The organism is Streptomyces sp. NPDC054932 (assembly GCF_053610205.1).
In genome coordinates, this window is the sequence record NZ_JBSGXU010000175.1 from 1 (window position 1) to 16,552 (window position 16,552).

General features: G+C 72.7%; 17 protein-coding genes. 11 read left to right on the top strand and 6 right to left on the bottom strand.

The genetic code is table 11. From position 1 onward, the window contains the following. Positions 1-919 (bottom strand): aminotransferase class I/II-fold pyridoxal phosphate-dependent enzyme (locus ACWGE1_RS32700; protein WP_453424074.1); only part of this gene is annotated, 919 nt, incomplete at its 3' end. A 155-nt stretch (positions 920-1,074) separates the two neighbouring features. On the opposite strand from ACWGE1_RS32700, the gene bioB reads away from it, so the two are divergent. From bioB to bioD, 3 genes are read left to right on the top strand one after another with little or no spacing between them, the layout of a single operon-like run. After that, positions 1,075-2,328, top strand: a complete 1,254-nt coding sequence (gene bioB / locus ACWGE1_RS32705) for a biotin synthase BioB (RefSeq protein ID WP_453424075.1) — start codon at positions 1,075-1,077, stop codon at positions 2,326-2,328. Next, positions 2,321-3,643 carry an adenosylmethionine--8-amino-7-oxononanoate transaminase gene (locus ACWGE1_RS32710; protein ID WP_453424076.1) on the top strand — a complete coding sequence of 441 codons (1,323 nt, stop codon included), beginning with the start codon at positions 2,321-2,323 and terminating at the stop codon, positions 3,641-3,643. Before bioB ends, ACWGE1_RS32710 begins: the two co-directional genes overlap by 8 nt. Before the next feature lies 1 nt (position 3,644). Then, the gene (bioD, locus tag ACWGE1_RS32715) at positions 3,645-4,403 is read left to right on the top strand and encodes a dethiobiotin synthase (protein WP_453424077.1); all 759 of its coding nucleotides are present in this window, start codon (positions 3,645-3,647) and stop codon (positions 4,401-4,403) included. Positions 4,404-4,442: 39 nt separating this feature from the next. Here bioD and ACWGE1_RS32720 read toward each other — a convergent pair whose 3' ends face one another. Beyond that, positions 4,443-4,994: a DinB family protein gene (locus ACWGE1_RS32720; protein ID WP_453424078.1), complete on the bottom strand. Its 552-nt coding sequence runs from the start codon at positions 4,992-4,994 to the stop codon at positions 4,443-4,445. 245 nt (positions 4,995-5,239) lie between these two features. After that, positions 5,240-5,683 (bottom strand): GNAT family N-acetyltransferase, encoded by a 444-nt coding sequence (locus ACWGE1_RS32725; RefSeq protein ID WP_453424079.1) that lies wholly within the window; start codon positions 5,681-5,683, stop codon positions 5,240-5,242. Positions 5,684-5,889: 206 nt separating this feature from the next. Between ACWGE1_RS32725 and ACWGE1_RS32730 the strand changes: the two genes are divergently transcribed. The 5 genes from ACWGE1_RS32730 (at position 5,890) to mug (ending at position 11,133) form a co-directional block, all read left to right on the top strand. Then, complete coding sequence (locus ACWGE1_RS32730) at positions 5,890-7,224, top strand: hemolysin family protein (RefSeq protein WP_453424080.1); 1,335 nt, start codon at positions 5,890-5,892, stop codon at positions 7,222-7,224. Beyond that, positions 7,221-8,246: a hemolysin family protein gene (locus ACWGE1_RS32735; RefSeq protein ID WP_453424081.1), complete on the top strand. Its 1,026-nt coding sequence runs from the start codon at positions 7,221-7,223 to the stop codon at positions 8,244-8,246. Before ACWGE1_RS32730 ends, ACWGE1_RS32735 begins: the two co-directional genes overlap by 4 nt. A gap of 66 nt (positions 8,247-8,312) precedes the next feature. Next, positions 8,313-9,095 carry an SGNH/GDSL hydrolase family protein gene (locus ACWGE1_RS32740; RefSeq protein ID WP_453424082.1) on the top strand — a complete coding sequence of 261 codons (783 nt, stop codon included), beginning with the start codon at positions 8,313-8,315 and terminating at the stop codon, positions 9,093-9,095. A gap of 71 nt (positions 9,096-9,166) precedes the next feature. Then, on the top strand, positions 9,167-10,600 hold the full coding sequence (purB, locus tag ACWGE1_RS32745; protein ID WP_453424083.1) for an adenylosuccinate lyase: 1,434 nt from the start codon (positions 9,167-9,169) through the stop codon (positions 10,598-10,600). After that, the gene (gene mug / locus ACWGE1_RS32750) at positions 10,597-11,133 is read left to right on the top strand and encodes a G/U mismatch-specific DNA glycosylase (RefSeq protein ID WP_453424090.1); all 537 of its coding nucleotides are present in this window, start codon (positions 10,597-10,599) and stop codon (positions 11,131-11,133) included. Before purB ends, mug begins: the two co-directional genes overlap by 4 nt. 10 nt (positions 11,134-11,143) lie before the next feature. On the opposite strand, the gene ACWGE1_RS32755 is transcribed toward mug, so the two are convergent. From ACWGE1_RS32755 to ACWGE1_RS32765, 3 genes are read right to left on the bottom strand one after another with little or no spacing between them, the layout of a single operon-like run. Beyond that, entirely contained in the window at positions 11,144-11,581 is a 438-nt protein-coding gene (locus ACWGE1_RS32755; RefSeq protein ID WP_453424084.1) for a hypothetical protein, read from the bottom strand. A 40-nt stretch (positions 11,582-11,621) separates the two neighbouring features. Next, positions 11,622-12,371: an ABC transporter permease gene (locus tag ACWGE1_RS32760; protein ID WP_453424085.1), complete on the bottom strand. Its 750-nt coding sequence runs from the start codon at positions 12,369-12,371 to the stop codon at positions 11,622-11,624. 37 nt (positions 12,372-12,408) lie between these two features. Then, positions 12,409-13,320 (bottom strand): ABC transporter ATP-binding protein, encoded by a 912-nt coding sequence (locus ACWGE1_RS32765; protein WP_453424086.1) that lies wholly within the window; start codon positions 13,318-13,320, stop codon positions 12,409-12,411. Between the two features lie 108 nt (positions 13,321-13,428). Between ACWGE1_RS32765 and ACWGE1_RS32770 the strand changes: the two genes are divergently transcribed. The 3 genes from ACWGE1_RS32770 (at position 13,429) to ACWGE1_RS32780 (ending at position 16,514) form a co-directional block, all read left to right on the top strand. Continuing rightward, positions 13,429-14,604 carry a sensor histidine kinase gene (locus ACWGE1_RS32770; protein WP_453424087.1) on the top strand — a complete coding sequence of 392 codons (1,176 nt, stop codon included), beginning with the start codon at positions 13,429-13,431 and terminating at the stop codon, positions 14,602-14,604. 4 nt (positions 14,605-14,608) lie between these two features. Continuing rightward, the gene (locus tag ACWGE1_RS32775; RefSeq protein WP_453424088.1) at positions 14,609-15,259 is read left to right on the top strand and encodes a response regulator transcription factor; all 651 of its coding nucleotides are present in this window, start codon (positions 14,609-14,611) and stop codon (positions 15,257-15,259) included. A 100-nt stretch (positions 15,260-15,359) separates the two neighbouring features. Continuing rightward, complete coding sequence (locus ACWGE1_RS32780) at positions 15,360-16,514, top strand: ROK family transcriptional regulator (protein WP_453424089.1); 1,155 nt, start codon at positions 15,360-15,362, stop codon at positions 16,512-16,514. The last annotated feature ends 38 nt before the right edge of the window (positions 16,515-16,552 follow it).

Below are 16,552 nucleotides of genomic sequence, written 5' to 3' on the forward strand. Positions count from 1 at the left end.
CGGTGAGCCGCCCGTACAGCCGGTCGGCCACCTCGCGGGCGCGGTCCGCGCGTTCCGGTTCCCGCTGGAGCAGGCGCAGGCTCGCCAGTGCCGCGCCCGCGGCGGCCGGGGCCAGCCCGGTGTCGAAGATGAAGGTGCGCGCGGTGTTGACCAGGTGCCGGATCACCCTCGCCGGGCCGAGCACGGCTCCGCCCTGGCTGCCCAGCGACTTCGAGAGGGTCAGGGTGGCGACCACGTAGGGCGCGCCCGCGAGCCCGGCGGCGTGCAGCGCGCCGCGGCCGCCCTCGCCCAGCACGCCCAGCCCGTGGGCGTCGTCCACGACCAGGGCCGCGCCCTCCTCCCGACAGGCGGCGGCGTACCCGGCGAGCGGGGCCGCGTCCCCGTCCACGGAGAACACCGAGTCGCTGACGAGCAGCGCCCGGCCCTCGTGCGCGGCGAGCGTCTTGCGCGCGGCGTCCGGGTCGGAGTGCGGGACCACGGCCGTCTCGGCGCGCGAGAGCCGGCAGCCGTCGACGATCGAGGCGTGGTTCCCGGCGTCGGAGACGACCAGCGTGCCCCGGCCGCTGAGCGCGGTGACGGCGGCGAGATTGGCCGCGTACCCGGAGGACAGGACGAGCGCGGCCTCGAAACCGCAGAAGGCTGCGAGCTCCCGCTCCAGTTCCGTGTGGAGCTCGGTCGTCCCCGTGACCAGACGTGAACCGGTGGCCCCGGCGCCCCAGCGCTCGGCCGCCAGCTGCGCCCCGCGGACGGTCTCGGGGTGCCGCGACAGGCCGAGGTAGTCGTTGCTCGCGAGGTCCAGCAGCGGCGACACCGGCGGCCTGGGGCGCAGTGTGCGGACCAGTCCGGCCTCCTCCCGCGCGCGCTCCGCCTCATCGATCCAGGCGAAGACGTCCACGGGTCCGGGGGTGTGCTGGGGCATCGGCGTGTCCTCGTTTTTGTCGGCAGTCCACAGACCTGCCCGACCCTAGCTCCCGGGGCTGCTGCGCCAGGTGTGGTGATACACACACACCCATCCGGCCATGTTGTCCGATCTCTCCTTGGCCGGGAGCGGGGGTGTGGTCCAGGATCGGGTGCATGGACCTGCTGAACACCCTGGTGGACAAGGGGCTGCGGCGAGAGCTGCCGACCCGCGAAGAAGCGCTCGCCGTACTGGCGACTTCTGACGACGAACTGCTCGACGTGGTGGCCGCGGCCGGCAAGGTGCGCCGCCAGTGGTTCGGGCGTCGGGTCAAGCTGAACTACCTGGTCAACCTGAAGTCGGGCCTGTGCCCCGAGGACTGCTCCTACTGCTCCCAGCGCCTGGGGTCGACGGCCGGGATCCTCAAGTACACGTGGCTGAAGCCCGAGGAGGCCTCGCAGGCCGCCGCCGCCGGTGTCGCGGGCGGCGCGAAGCGGGTCTGTCTGGTCGCGAGCGGCCGCGGGCCGACGGACCGGGACGTGGACCGCGTCGGGAAGACGATCGCGGCGATCAAGGAGCAGAACGAGGGCGTCGAGGTCTGCGCGTGTCTCGGCCTGCTCTCGGACGGCCAGGCGGAGCGGCTGCGGGACGCGGGTGCGGATGCCTACAACCACAACCTCAACACCTCCGAGGCGACGTACGGCCAGATCACCAAGACCCACACCTACGCGGACCGGGTCGACACGGTGCAGAAGGCGCACGGAGCCGGTCTGTCCGCGTGCTCCGGACTGATCGCGGGCATGGGCGAGACGGACGAGGACCTGGTCGACGTCGTCTTCTCGCTGCGCGAGCTGGACGCGGACTCGGTGCCCGTCAACTTCCTGATCCCGTTCGAGGGCACCCCGCTGGCCAAGGAGTGGAACCTCACCCCGCAGCGCTGCCTGCGGATCCTGGCGATGGCCCGGTTCGTCTGCCCCGACGTCGAGGTCCGGCTGGCCGGCGGGCGCGAGGTGCACCTGCGCTCGATGCAGCCGCTGGCCCTGCACGTGGTCAACTCGATCTTCCTCGGCGACTACCTGACCAGTGAGGGTCAGGCCGGTCAGGCGGACCTCGACATGATCGCCGACGCCGGTTTCGAGGTGGAGGGCGCCGGTACGACGACCCTTCCCGCGCACCGCTCCGACGTCGCGGCCGCCGCCACCGGCGGGGGCTGCGGTTCGAACGGCGGCGCCTCCCTCTGCGGTTCGGGCGCGCCCGCCGACGACGACGCCCAGGCGGCCGGCTGCGGCTCGGCGTGCGGCGGCTGCTCCGGTCACGCTCCCGCGGCGCAGACGCCCGCACCGGTCCAGGCCGAGGCCGGCGGGGTCCGGCCGGAGCTGGTGGCGGTCCGCCGCCGCGGCGCGGGGACGGACATCGCCCCCAATGCCTGATCAGTCCCAGCCGCTGTCGGCCGGCGCGGAACTGCTCGCGCTGGACCGGCAGCACGTCTGGCACCCGTACGGGCCGATGCCCGGGCGGCAGGAGCCGCTGATCATCGCCTCCGCCTCGGGAGTGCGTCTGCGGCTCGCCGACCCGTCCCAGGGACACGGCCACGAAGAGCTGGTCGACGGCATGTCCTCCTGGTGGTCGGCGATCCACGGCTACAACCATCCGGTGCTCAACGAGGCCGCGACCGCGCAGCTGGGCCTGATGTCACACGTGATGTTCGGCGGGCTCACCCATGAGCCCGCCGTCCGGCTGGCCGCGAAGCTCGTCGAGATCACCCCGCCGGGGCTGGAGCACGTCTTCCTCTCCGACTCGGGCTCGGTGTCCGTCGAGGTCGCGGTCAAGATGTGCCTGCAGTACTGGCGTTCGCTGGGCCGGACGGGCAAGACCCGGCTGCTGACCTGGCGCGGCGGCTACCACGGGGACACCTGGCAGCCGATGGCGGTCTGCGACCCCGACGGCGGGATGCACGAGCTGTGGCAGGGTCACCTGCCGCGCCAGGTCTTCGCGGACGCGCCGCCCGGCGGCTTCGACACGCCCGTGGACCCGGCGTACTCCGACCACCTGCGCGGCCTGATCGCCGCGCACGCGGACGAGCTGGCCGCGGTCATCGTGGAACCGGTGGTGCAGGGTGCGGGCGGCATGCGCTTCCACCACCCCGGCTACCTGCGGGTGCTGCGCGAGCTGTGCGACGAGTACGGGGTCCTGCTGATCCTGGACGAGATCGCCACGGGCTTCGGCCGCACGGGTGCGCTCTTCGCGGCCGACCACGCCGGGATCACCCCGGACGTGATGTGCCTGGGCAAGTCGCTGACCGGTGGTTACCTCACGCTGGCGGCGACCCTGTGCACGGAGCGGGTGGCGAACGGCATCTCCGGGGGCGAGGTCCCGGTGCTGGCGCACGGGCCGACGTTCATGGGCAACCCGCTCGCCACGGCCGTGGCCCTGGCCTCCGTCGAGCTGCTGCTCGGGCAGGACTGGGCGACGGACGTCAAGCGGATCGAGGCGGGGCTGCGCGAGGGCCTGGCGGCCGCCGCCGACGTCCCGGGAGTGAAGGACGTACGCGTCCTGGGCGCGATCGGCGTCGTCCAGCTCGACCACGAGGTCGACGTGGCGGCGGCCACCCGGGCGGCGGTGCGCGAGGGCGTGTGGGTGCGTCCGTTCCGGGACCTCATCTATGTGATGCCGCCGTTCGTGACCGGCGACGAGGACGTGAACCGGATCTGCCGCGCGGTGTGCGCGGCAGCGCAGGAAGGGTGAGATGTCCGTATTGATGGTGTCCGGCACGGGCACCGAGATCGGCAAGACGGTGGTCACGTCGGCGATCGCGGCAGCCGCGGTGGCCGCCGGCCGGTCGGTGGCGGTCCTCAAGCCCGCGCAGACGGGGGTCGGCCCGCAGGAGCCGGGGGACGCCGCGGAGGCGGTCCGGCTGGCCGGGCCCTCCGTCACGGCGGTGGAACTGGCCCGCTATCCGGAACCCTTGGCCCCGGACACGGCGGCCCGCCGCTCGGGGCTGCCGACGCTGACCCCGGCGCAGATCGCGGAGGCCGCGGAACGGCTGTCGCTGGACCACGACCTGGTGCTGGTGGAGGGCGCGGGAGGGCTGCTCGTCCGCTTCGACGAGTCGGGCCGCACGCTGGCCGACGCGGCCCGTCTCCTCGGGGCGCCGACCCTGGTCGTCGCCCCTGCGGGCCTCGGCACGCTCAACTCCACCACCCTCACGGCGGAGGCACTGCGGGCACGGGACCTGACCGCGCTGGGTGTGGTGGTCGGCAGCTGGCCGCAGAGCCCGGACCTGGCGGCGCGGTGCAACCTGGCGGACCTCACGAACTCCTCGGGCCTGCCGCTGCTGGGCGCGGTCCCGGAGGGCTCGGGAGCCCTCGCGCCGGACGACTTCCGCGCGGCGGCCCCGACCTGGCTGGACCCGTCCCTGTCGGGCACCTGGTCGGCGGAGTCCTTCCGCTCCACCTGGGCCCCACCGCCGTACACCCCGGCCGCCCCCGACCCCGCCGGCGTCTGAGGCGCGGGGCCGGGGGCGCCGGACGGGCGCACCGCGGCTTCACCGCGGCGGGTCCTCCCCCGTGAGTCCGTCGACGGATTCACGGATGAGGTCGGCGTGACCGGCGTGGCGCGCGTACTCCTCGACGAGGTCGAGAAGAATGCGCCGGAGGTTGGGGCGTTCGCCGCTCCGGGTGGTGCAGGCACCGAGTTGGTCCAGCCCACCCGCTCCGAGCGCCTCGTCGACGATGGCGCGGGAGCGGGCAACCGCTCCCCGCCAGAGGGCGAGGAGCCCCTCCGGGGTGTCCCCGGCCGCTGAGCGGTAGTCCCAGTCGGGGGTCCTGTCCCAGTCGACCGTGTCCCAGGGAGCACCGACCGGGGAGTCGAGCCACAGCCGGGCGAAGTGGCTGTCCTCCACGTGCGCCAGGTGCTTGAGGAGGCCGCCGAGAGTGATCGTGGACGTGCCGAGTGTGGCGCGAAGGCCGGCGGCGTCCAGGCCGGAGCACTTCCAGGCCAACGTGGCTCGTTGGCGTTCGAGTGCGCCGAGGACGGCCGCCGCCTCGGAGCCGGCGAGGGGCGGTTCCGGCCAGGCTTCTGCGGTGGGATCGGTCATGGCCGCAGACCTTAACCAACGGCGCCGACGACGCGACCGACGGGTGGCGGACGGGTACTGACGACAACCACCACCAGGTCGTCTCTTTCGGATCTTGCCGGTCGAGCCCGCGTCGTCCGGTGCCGTGCACCGCAAGGCGGAGAGGCTCCCGATCACTGGACGTCCTCGGGTGCCCCGACAACGCGGCGAGGTGCGGTTGCCGGGCGGCAGGGGGCACCTCCCGGCCCCCCGGGGCCGGGGGAGGGTCAGGCAAGATCCGGAAGAGACGACCCGAGCGGCTTGACCCAGCGCGTCCACTGCTCCTGGGGCCGGTAGCCCACCGCGTCCCACACCCGGTGCGCCCGCTCGTTTCGGTCGAGCACCATCGCGTCCCCGCGCCGCCCGCCGAGTGCCACGAACCGCTCCTCGGCGGCGGCCAGCAGGGCGGCCCCGATCCCCTGCCGCCGGTGCCCGGGGTGCACGGTGAGCCGGTAGAGGTGACAGCGCCATCCGTCGAACCCGGCGATCACCGTCCCGACGAGTTCCCCGTCGCGCCGGGCGAGCAGCAGTGCCTCCGGGTCCCGCCCGTGCAGCCGCTCGACGCCGTCGAGATCGTCGCTGATACTCGTCCCCTCCGCAGCGGCCTTCCAGAAGTCCAGGACGGCGCCGAGGTCGGCTGGCGACGCGGGCCCGATATGAAGATCAGTCATGGCCGGATCCCATCATCCGCCCGCGCTCCGCCAAAAGAATGATCCGTTCCCTTTGCTCGTCCTTTACCATGTGGTGAAAGGTCCCTCTTGAGTGAAAGGTGTGAGCGTCCGCCCATGGGCGAGCCTCCCAGTCCACGACATACCCGCTCGCGACATCGCGCGGTCCCCCTCCTCCTGGCCGATCATGGGACGGAGGTGATCGACCGATGACCGAAGTGCTCCTGCTCGTCGTGGCACTGCTGCTCTGCCTTGCCTGCGGAGTCTTCGTCGCGGCCGAGTTCTCGCTGACGACCGTCGAGCGCAGCGAACTCGAACGGGCCGTCGAGCGCGGCGAGCGCGGCGCCGACAGCGCCCTGGCCGCCGTCCGCACCCTGACGTTCCAGCTCTCCGGCGCCCAGCTCGGCATCACCGTCACCGGCCTGGTCATCGGCATGATCTCCAAGCCCTCGATCTCCGCCCTGCTCCAGGGCCCCTTCGAGGCCATGGGCCTGTCGGCCGGCGCCGCCTCCTCCACCGCCCTGCTCCTCGGCACCGCCATCTCGACCGTCGTCCTGATGGTCGTCGGCGAGCTGGTGCCCAAGAACTGGGCGATCTCCTCCCCGCTGGCGATCGCCAAGCGCGTGGCGACCATGCAGCGGGTCTTCAGCCGGGCCTTCAAGCCCCTGATCAGCCACCTCAACACCACCGCGAACCACATGGTGCGCCGCCTCGGCATGGAGCCGGCCGAGGAGCTTGCCTCCGCGCGCACCCCGCAGGAGCTGGTCGCCCTCGCACGCCACTCCGCCAAGGCGGGCGCGCTGGAGAAGGACACGGCCGAGCTGTTCGTCCGGACCCTGAACCTCGCCGACCTGACCGCGGAGAACGTGATGACCCCGCGCGTCCAGGTCACCGCCCTCGACGTGCAGACCACCGCCGAGGACGTGGCGAACGCGACGCTGGCCACCGGCCTGTCCCGCTTCCCGGTCTACCGCGGAAGCCTCGACACCGTCGTCGGCACCGTCCACATCAAGGACGTACTGGCCCTGCCCGCCGCGGAGCGCCGCCGCCGTCCCGTGTCGCAGCTGCTGCGCGAGCCGCTCCTCGTACCGGAGTCGCTGACCGTCGACCGGCTGCTGGACCGGCTGTCCGGCAAGCAGACGATGGCCGTGGTCATCGACGAGTACGGCGGCACCGCGGGAGTGGCCACGCTGGAGGACATCGTCGAGGAGGTCGTCGGCGAGGTCCGCGACGAGCACGACCCGCACGAGACCCCGGACCTGGCCCCGGCCGGTACCGACGAGTCCGGGCGCCTGCTCTACTCCGCCGACGGCGCGGCGCGCACCGACCAGCTCCAGCGGATCGGACTGCGCGTGCCCGACGGTCCGTACGAGACCCTGGCCGGCCTGATAGCGACCGAGCTGGGCCGGATCCCGGAGGTCGGCGACCGCATGGAGCTGAACGGCTGGCGGCTGGACGTCGTGGACGCCGTCGGACGACGGGCCTCGCGGGTGCTGCTGCACGCCCCGGCCGGGCCCGCCGAGGGAACGGAGGAGGCCCGATGACCGTCATCCAGCTGTTGATCGGTCTGGCGACCCTGGTCGTCAACGCCTTCTTCGTCGGTGCGGAGTTCGCACTGATCTCGGTCCGGCGCAGCCAGATCGAGCCGTATGCCGAGCAGGGCGACCGGCGGGCCCGCGCCGTCCTGTGGGGCCTGGAGCACGTGTCGGCGCTGATGGCGGCGGCGCAGCTGGGCATCACGCTGTGCACCCTGGTGCTGGGTGTGGTGGCCGAGCCGGCCATCGCGCACCTGCTGACCCCGCTGTTCGACCTCGTCGGGGTACCGGCGGGCGTGACCCACGCGATCTCCTTCGTGGTGGCGCTGACACTGGCGACGTACCTGCACATGCTGTTCGGCGAGATGCTGCCGAAGAACGTGGCACTGTCCGAGCCCGTGCGGACCGCGCTGCTGCTGGGGCCGCCGCTGGTGACGGTCACGCGGGCGCTGCGGCCGGTGATCTTCGCGATCAACGCCTTCGCCAACGCCCTGCTGCGCCTGCTGCGGGTGGAGGTGAAGGACGAGGTCGGCGCGACCTTCTCGGACGACGAGCTGGCGCGCATGGTCAAGGACTCCAGTGACGCGGGGCTCCTCGACAACCGGGCGAGCGAGCGTCTGCACGACGCCCTGGAACTGGGCCGGCGGCCCGTGACCGATGTGGTGCTGCCGGCGGACCGGGTGGTCACGGCCCGGGAGGGCATCACCCCGGCCGGGCTGGAGCGGCTGTCGGCCGAGTCCGGGTATTCCCGTTTCCCCGTGGTCGACGCGCAGCACAAGATCCTTGGTTACCTGCACGTGAAGGACGCCCTGGATACGGACGACGAGGCCCGGGACGAGCCCTTCCCGGGCTCGGCGCTGCGGCCGATCGCCCAGGTACGCGCGGAGACCCCGCTGGACGACGTGCTGACCGCCATGCGGCGCAGCCGCACGCACCTGGCGGCCGTGCTCGGGGCGGAGGGCGCCATGACGGGCCTGGTGACGATGGAGGACGTACTGCGGGAGCTGTTCGGCAGGCCCGCGTCGGCATGATCGCCGAGGGGCGTGCGGTCCCCGGCCCTGCGGGGCCGGGGTACCGCGCGGTAACATCACTCCGCCATGGAGATGAATGCCTCTTACACCAGTTTCGTTGCGGTCGGTGACTCCTTCACCGAGGGCATGTCCGACCTGCTTCCGGACGGCTCCTACCGCGGATGGGCCGATCTGCTGGCCGCCCGCCTCGCGGCGCGCGAGCCGGGCTTCCGCTACGCCAACCTCGCGGTCCGCGGGAAGCTGATCGCCCAGATCGCCGAGGACCAGGTACCGGTGGCGGCCGCGATGGGCGCCGACGTGGTGACCCTGGTGGGCGGGCTGAACGACACCCTGCGCCCCAAGGTGGACATGGGCCGGGTCCGCGGCCACCTCGAGTCGGCCGTGGAACTCCTCGCCCCCTCCTGCAAGCAGCTCGTCCTGATGCGCTCCCCCGGGCGCAACGGGCCGGTGATGGAACGCTTCCGGCCGCGCATGGAGGAGCTCTTCGCCACCATCGACGAGCTCGCCGCCCGGCACGGCGCCGTGGTGGTGGACCTGTACGGTGCCGCCGCGCTCGCGGACCCGCGGATGTGGGACGTCGACCGGCTGCACCTGACCGCCGAGGGCCACCGCCGGGTGGCGGAGGCCGTCTGGCAGGCGCTGGGCCTGCCGGCCGAACTGGACTGGCGCACCGAACTGCCGGTCGCCGCCCCTCCCGGCTGGACCGTGCGCCGGGCGCAGGACCTGAGCTTCGCCCGGCAGCACCTGCTCCCCTGGGTCGGCCGCCGCCTGACGGGCCGCTCCTCGGGGGACGGCCGCCCGGCCAAGCGCCCCGAGCTGCTGCCGTACGGGCACTCGCCGCTCTCGTAGCAAGGCACAATCCCAGGTGGTGGCCCTACCTGCGTAAACACACAGCGGCAGCCCAAGTAGAATCCCTCCACGTGACTGCCAAGCCCCGCATCCCCAATGTCCTGGCCGGCCGCTACGCCTCCGCGGAGCTCGCCGTCCTGTGGTCCCCCGAGTACAAGGTGACGCTGGAGCGGCGGCTGTGGCTCGCCGTGCTGCGCGCCCAGAAGGACCTCGGTATCGAGGTCCCGGACGAGGCCCTCGCCGACTACGAGCGTGTCCTCGAGACCGTCGACCTCGCCTCCATCGCCGAGCGCGAGAAGGTCACCCGGCACGACGTGAAGGCCCGCATCGAGGAGTTCAACGCCCTCGCCGGTCACGAGCACGTCCACAAGGGCATGACCTCCCGCGATCTGACCGAGAACGTCGAGCAGCTGCAGATCCGGCTCTCGCTGGAGCTCGCCCGGGACCGCACGGTCGCCGTCCTCGCCCGCCTCGGCAAGCTGGCCGGCGAGCACGCCGAGCTGGTCATGGCCGGCCGCTCCCACAACGTGGCCGCGCAGGCGACCACCCTGGGCAAGCGCTTCGCCACCGCGGCCGACGAGCTCCTGGTGGCCTACGACCGCCTCGAGGACCTGCTGGGCCGCTACCCGCTGCGCGGCATCAAGGGCCCCGTCGGCACCGCCCAGGACATGCTCGACCTGCTCGGCGGCGACGCCTCCAAGCTCGCCGACCTGGAACAGCGGATCGCCGCCCACCTCGGCTTCGCCCAGGCCTTCACCTCGGTCGGCCAGGTCTACCCGCGCTCGCTCGACTACGACGTGGTCACCGCGCTGGTGCAGCTGGCCGCCGCCCCGTCGTCGATCGCCAAGACGATTCGTCTGATGGCGGGCCACGAGCTGGTGACCGAGGGCTTCAAGCCCGGCCAGGTCGGCTCCTCCGCGATGCCGCACAAGATGAACACCCGCTCCTGCGAGCGCGTGAACGGCCTGATGGTCATCCTGCGCGGCTACGCCTCGATGACCGGCGAGCTGGCCGGCGACCAGTGGAACGAGGGCGACGTCTCCTGCTCCGTGGTCCGCCGCGTGGCCCTGCCGGACGCCTTCTTCGCCTTCGACGGCCTGCTGGAGACCTTCCTGACGGTCCTCGACGAGTTCGGCGCCTTCCCGGCGGTCGTGGCCCGCGAGCTGGACCGCTACCTGCCCTTCCTCGCGACCACCAAGGTCCTGATGGGAGCGGTGCGGGCCGGCGTCGGCCGCGAGGCCGCCCACGAGGTCATCAAGGAGCACGCGGTGGCCTCCGCGCTCGCCATGCGCGAGCAGGGCGCCGAGCGCAACGAGCTGCTGGACAAGCTGGCCGCCGACGACCGGATGCCGCTGGACCGGTCCCAGCTCGACGCCCTGATGGCCGACAAGCTGTCCTTCACGGGCGCCGCGGGCGACCAGGTCGCGGCGGTGGTCTCCCGCATCGAGGCGATCGCCAAGCAGCACCCGGAGGCCGCCGGGTACGCGCCGGGATCGATCCTCTGACCCCCGACGAGCTGAACGCCGCCCGTGACCGCGTCCTCCCGGACGTGGTCGCGGGCGGTCTGCGTGTGCTCTTCTGCGGAATCAACCCGGGACTCCTCTCCGCCGCGACGGGCCACCACTTCGCCCGCCCCGGCAACCGGTTCTGGCCCGTCCTGCACCTTTCGGGCTTCACCCCGCGGCGGCTGGCCCCGGCGGAGCAGGAAGAGCTGCTGACCTACCGTCTCGGCATCACCAACGTCGTGGCCCGGGCCACGGCCCGCGCCGACGAGCTGAGCGCCGAGGAGTTCCGCGAGGGAGGACGCCTCCTGACGGCCAAGGTGGAGCTGCTGCGCCCCCAGTGGCTCGCGGTGGTCGGCGTCACGGCCTACCGCACCGCCTTCGGCGAACGGAAGGCGCAGATCGGCCCGCAGGAGCGGACCATCGGCTCCACCCGCATCTGGGCCCTCCCCAACCCGAGCGGTCTCAACGCCCACTGGACCGCCGAATCCATGGCCCAGGAGTACGCGCGCCTGCGCGCCGCGGCCGAGAGCTGAGGGCCGCCCCTCAGGGCGGGTCGACGACCGTGACCCCTGCCATCAGCCGGTAGGGGTCCTCGCGGTCCCACTGCGCCACATAGACCACCAGCCAGTGGGCACCGACCCGCCACAGGTGCACGTGGTCGGTGCTGTTGCCCATCTCCCCCCACGGCTGCGGTATCTCCTCCCCGGCGAGCCCGCGGTCCATCAGCATCCCCAGGCCGAAGACCTGCGGCTCCCCCCACCGGTCGGTCGCGGCCTGGGCGAGCGCCCCGTACTCGGCACCGATCTGGTCGGCCGCCTCGATCCGGCCCGACCCGTCGTCGTCCCAGAAATCCCGCGTCCGGACGAGCTGAACCAGGTGGTAACCCGGGCCGCTGCTGTTTCCTCCGGTCCGGACCGGCTCGGGCGGGAACTCCTTCGCCCGGAGCCGGTCGATCGTGTCGAGGTGCTCTGCCGTGGTCATACCGTCAGTATCCCGAGGGCCACTGACAACTGGCCCGGCGTCACGCGTCGCGTCGGCGCACCGCCAGCCAGCCCCCCAGGACCGCGGCCCCCGCCCACAGCGCCAGCACGCCCAGCCCGGCCCACGGGCCGAGGTCGCCGACCTGCTGACTGCGCATCATCGCCTGCCCGGCCCGGTCCGGCATGAACTGCCCGACTCCGGTCGCCGCCGCACCGACGATGAAGGACACCATGACGACGAAGGGTATGAGGATGCTCAGCACGGCCACCCCACTGCGCAGCACCGCCGTGAGACCGGCCGCGAACAGCGTCATGAGCGTCAGATAGAGGCCGCAGCCGACGACGGCCCGCACGGCGCCGGGGTCACCCAGTCCGAGGGCGCGGTCGCCCATGAACGTCTGGCCGGCCACGAAGGTCAGCAGTCCGGCGAGCTGGCCGACGACGAGGGCGAGTGCGCCCAGCATCGAGATCTTCGACAGGTAGAACCGCGTGCGGTCGGGCACGGCGGTCAGGCTCGTGCGCAGGGCTCCGTTGTGGAACTCGGCGGAGAAAGCGGTCGCGCCGAAGGCGATGGCCGCTATCTGGCCGAAGTTGAGTCCGTAGAAGGCCGCGAGGAGCGGATCGTCGCCCATGCTGCCCTCCTCGGCCCGGCCCAGCGCGGCGGCCGTCAGCACCTGGATGCCCACCGTCGCGACGAGGATGGATATCAGCGACCAGAAGGTGCCCCGGAGAGACCGGATCTTGATCCATTCCGAGTGCAGTACGGGGGTTGTGGGCAGAGCGGCGCTCATGGCGGAGCCTCCTGAAGGTGCGGGAGTGGGCAGACGGTCAGTGGGTTGCGGTGAACTGCGCGTGATCGGCTGTGAGGTCGAGGTAGGCCTGTTCCAGCGAGGCCCGTTCGTCGGAGAGTTCCAGCAGGGGAACCCCTTCGCGGGCGGCCAGGCCGCCGAGCCGCTCGGCCTGTATGCCCTCGACGGTCCATCGCCCGTCGTCCGAGGTCAGCAGCTCGAAACCGTCGCGGGCCAGGACGGCCCTCAGCCGGACCGGGTCGGAGGTCCGCAGGCGCACCCTCGGGGTGCTGCGGGCGTCGATGAACTCCTCCATCGAGGTGTCGGCGAGCAGCCTGCCGTTCCCGAGCACGACCAGGTGGTCGGCCAGTGCCGAGGTCTCCGACATCAGATGGCTGGAGACCAGGACGGCACGTCCTTCGGCGGCCAGAGACCGCATCAGCTCACGGATCCAGATGATGCCCTCGGGGTCGAGGCCGTTGGTGGGCTCGTCCAGCAGGAGCACTCCGGGGTCCCCCAGCAGCGCGGCGGCGATCCCGAGGCGCTGGCGCATGCCGAGCGAGAAGGACTTGATCCGACGCTTGGCGACGGAGGCTATGCCGGCCTGCTCCAGGACCTTGTCCACCCGGCTCGGCGGGATCCGGCCGGCCGCGGCGAGCAGGCGGAGGTGGTCGCGGGCGGTGCGCCCGCCGTGGGCCGCCTGGGCGTCGAGGAGAGCGCCGACGCGGTGCAGCGGGTCCGGCAGGTCCAGGTAGTGCCGGCCGCCGATCGTGGCCGTGCCGGATGTGGGCCGGTCCAGGCCCAGCAGCAGGCGCATCGTGGTGGACTTCCCCGCTCCGTTGGGCCCCAGGAATCCGGTGACCCGCCCGGGCAGGACATCGAAGGTGAGGCCGTCCACCGCACGGTGGTTGCCGTACTGCTTGGTGAGTTCTCGGATCTCGATGCTGTTCATGTCTCAAGACTCGCCGCCGGCCCCACCCCCCTCCCTCCCCCATGCGAGGGTGCCGTCTCCCCCACATGGGGGAGACGGCCGTGATCGGGACGCTGTCACCATGAAGGCATGTACCGACTGCTGCGCGCCCCGTTTCAACCAGTGACCTATTCACGCTGGTTGCATCTCTGCGTGCCCCTCCTCCTGCTGGCGATCTGGATGTTCGTCGTGCCCGAGTGGCCCTGGGGTCCGATGCTGCTCGTGCTGCCCTTCGGGCTGGTGCCCTGGGTGCGGCTGGCGGAGGGTCTGCAGGCTCAGTTCCTGCTCACCCCGTACGACCGCGGCACCGGCGAGGGCGCCATAAGCCTGGCTCCGTCGGCCCATTGGGGCGACCGGTGGCGGACCGTGGTGTGGCTGGAGACGCGGATGGTCATCGCGATCGGCGCGGTCGGCGCCACCGTGTGGCTGCCGGCCACGACCGTGGAGCTCATCGCGGTCGCAGCAGGGCACCCCATGGGTCCGGACGAATTCCTGCCCTTCGTGCCCGACCGCTGGCTCGCCGCACTGCTCGCGCCCGTGCCGCTGGTCCTCCTCATCGTCATCGTGGCGCTGCTCGGCGAGTTGATCACCGCGGCCGCCACCCGCCTGCTCAGCCCGTCCGCGGCGGAGCGGCTGAGCGCGCTGGAGGCACGCACGGAGCAGTTGCTGGAGCGCACCCGGATCGCGCGGGAGCTGCACGACTCCATCGGGCACGCGCTCACCGTGGCCGTGGTGCAGGCGGGGGCGGCGCGCGCCGCCGGCGACGCGGCCTTCACGGAGCGGGCACTGTGCGCGATCGAGGAGACGGGCCGGGCCGCACTGGAGGACCTGGAGCGGGTGCTGGGGGTGCTGCGGGAATCGGCGCAGCCGCCGTCGCAGTGGCCGACGCTGGCGGAGGCCGACCGGCTGCTGGAGTCGGCTCGGGCCTCCGGATCCGAGGTGGACGCACAACTGACGGGAGAGCTGGAGAAGTTGCCGGAGCCGGTCACCCGGGAGGGGTACCGGATCCTGCAGGAGGCGCTGACCAACGTACTGCGGCACTGCGGCCCCGTACCGGTGCGCGTGCGGGTGGAGATGACCACGGGCCGGCTGGACCTGGAGGTGACGAATCCGCTGCCGGAACGACCCACCGTCGCGCTCGGCGGCGGCAGCGGGCTGCGCGGGATCCGGGAGCGGGCCGCGCTGCTCGGCGGGGAGGCCGAAACCGGTCTGTACGAGGGCGGTTGGAGGGTGCGCGCCCGGCTGCCGCTGGAGCGAATACGCTGACCGGATGCCGGTTACCGTACTCCTCGTCGACGACGAGCCCCTGGTGCGCGCGGGTCTGCGCGCCGTCCTGGACGCCCAGCCCGACATCGAAGTGGTGGGTGAGGCGGCCGACGGCGCCTCCGTGATCCCGCTCGTCCGGCAGTTGCGGCCGGACGTGGTGGCGATGGACGTGCGGATGCCGCTCCTCGACGGGATCGAGGCGACCCGTGCGGTACTGCGCACGGTGGACTCCCCGCCGAAGATCCTCGTGGTGACCACCTTCGAGAACGACGAGTACGTCTACCAGGCGCTGCGGGCGGGGGCGGACGGGTTCCTCCTGAAGCGGGCCCGGCCGTCCGAGATCGTGCATGCGGTGCGGCTGGTGGCGGAGGGCGAGACGCTGCTCTTTCCGGCGGCCGTCCGGGCCCTGGCCGCGGAGTACGGGAACCGGCAGGCCCGGGCGGTGCTGGCGCGGGCCGCCCTGACGGAGCGGGAGGAGGCGGTCCTGCGGCTGATGGCCCGGGGTCTCACCAATGTGGAGATCGCCGCGGAGCTGATCGTCGGCACGGAGACGGTCAAGTCCCACGTCAGCGCCATTCTGGCGAAACTCGGGGCTCGGGACCGGACGCAGGCGGTGATCACGGCGTACGAGTCGGGGTTCGTCTCCCCCGCCTGAGGGAAGGGCTGGTTCCGGCCGATGGGGGGCTGCTTCTCGCCGACACGCCGGGCGGGCAGTACGATCCGCCTGACAGGCTCACCAGCTGGGAGGACACACGTTGGGGCAGCTGACCGGCGGGGACCCCTCTCTGCTCAGGCGGATCAATTCCGCCGTGGTGCTGCGCGCACTGCGGTCGGCCGGATCGCCGACCCTCACCGACCTCACGCGGCTGACCGGGCTCTCCCGGCCGACCGTCGAGGGTGTCGTGGAGGGGCTGATCGCGACCGGGCTCGTCGTCGAGGCGGATGCGGAGGAAGGCGCGCGGCGGCAGGGCCGCCCGGCCAGGCGGTTCCGCTTCCGGACCGAAGCGGGGCACCTGCTCGGCATCGAGATCGGCTCGCACCGGATCGCCGTGCTGCTGTCCGGGCTGGACGGCCGTGTCATCGGTGCCGGGACCAAGGACGTCGCGGAGACTGCGTCCGCCGACGAGCGGCTGGAGCGGGTGCGGGCGGCCGTCGCCGATCTGCTGCGCCGTGCCGGAGTGCCGCGGGACTCCCTGCGGGCGGTCGGGGTCGGCAGCCCGGGGATCGTGGAGGCGGACGGCACGGTCCGCCTCGGCACCGCGCTGCCCGGCTGGACCGGACTGCCGCTCGGGGAACGACTGCGGCGCTCGTTCCGCTGCCCGGTGCAGGTGGAGAACGACGCCAACGCGGCGGCGGTCGCCGAGCACTGGAAGGGTGCCGCGCGGGACACCGGCGACATGGTGTTCGTGATGGCGGGGCTCAGTCCCGGCGCCGGCTCGCTGATCGGCGGCCGGCTGCACCGGGGTTTCGGCGGCGCGGCCGGCGAGATCGGCGCCCTGCACCTGCTGGGCCGTGAGGTCACGCCCGAGCGGTTGCTGTCGACGACCGGTGAGCCGCTGCATCCGCTGGACGAACCCGCCGTCGCCGAGGTCTTCGCCATGGCCAAGCGGGGCGATGAGCGGGCGGTGGCCGCCGTGGAGAGGTTCCTGCAGCGCCTGGTGCACGACGTGGCGGCGCTGGTGCTGGCAATGGATCCGGAGCTGGTGGTCGTCGGCGGCTGGGCGGCCGGCCTGGACGGGGTCCTGGAGCCCCTCCGCCAGGAGCTGGAGCGCTACTGCCTGCGCCCGCCGCGGGTGGCCCAGTCCATGCTCGGCGAGGCCGCGGTGGCGACCGGAGCCCTCCGGCTCGCGCTGGACCACGTCGAGGAGGAGCTCTTCGCCGTGGAGAAGACGGTCACCGCCCGCCGCTGACCCCGCCCGCCCCGCGCCCCGTACACGCAGGGACGGCC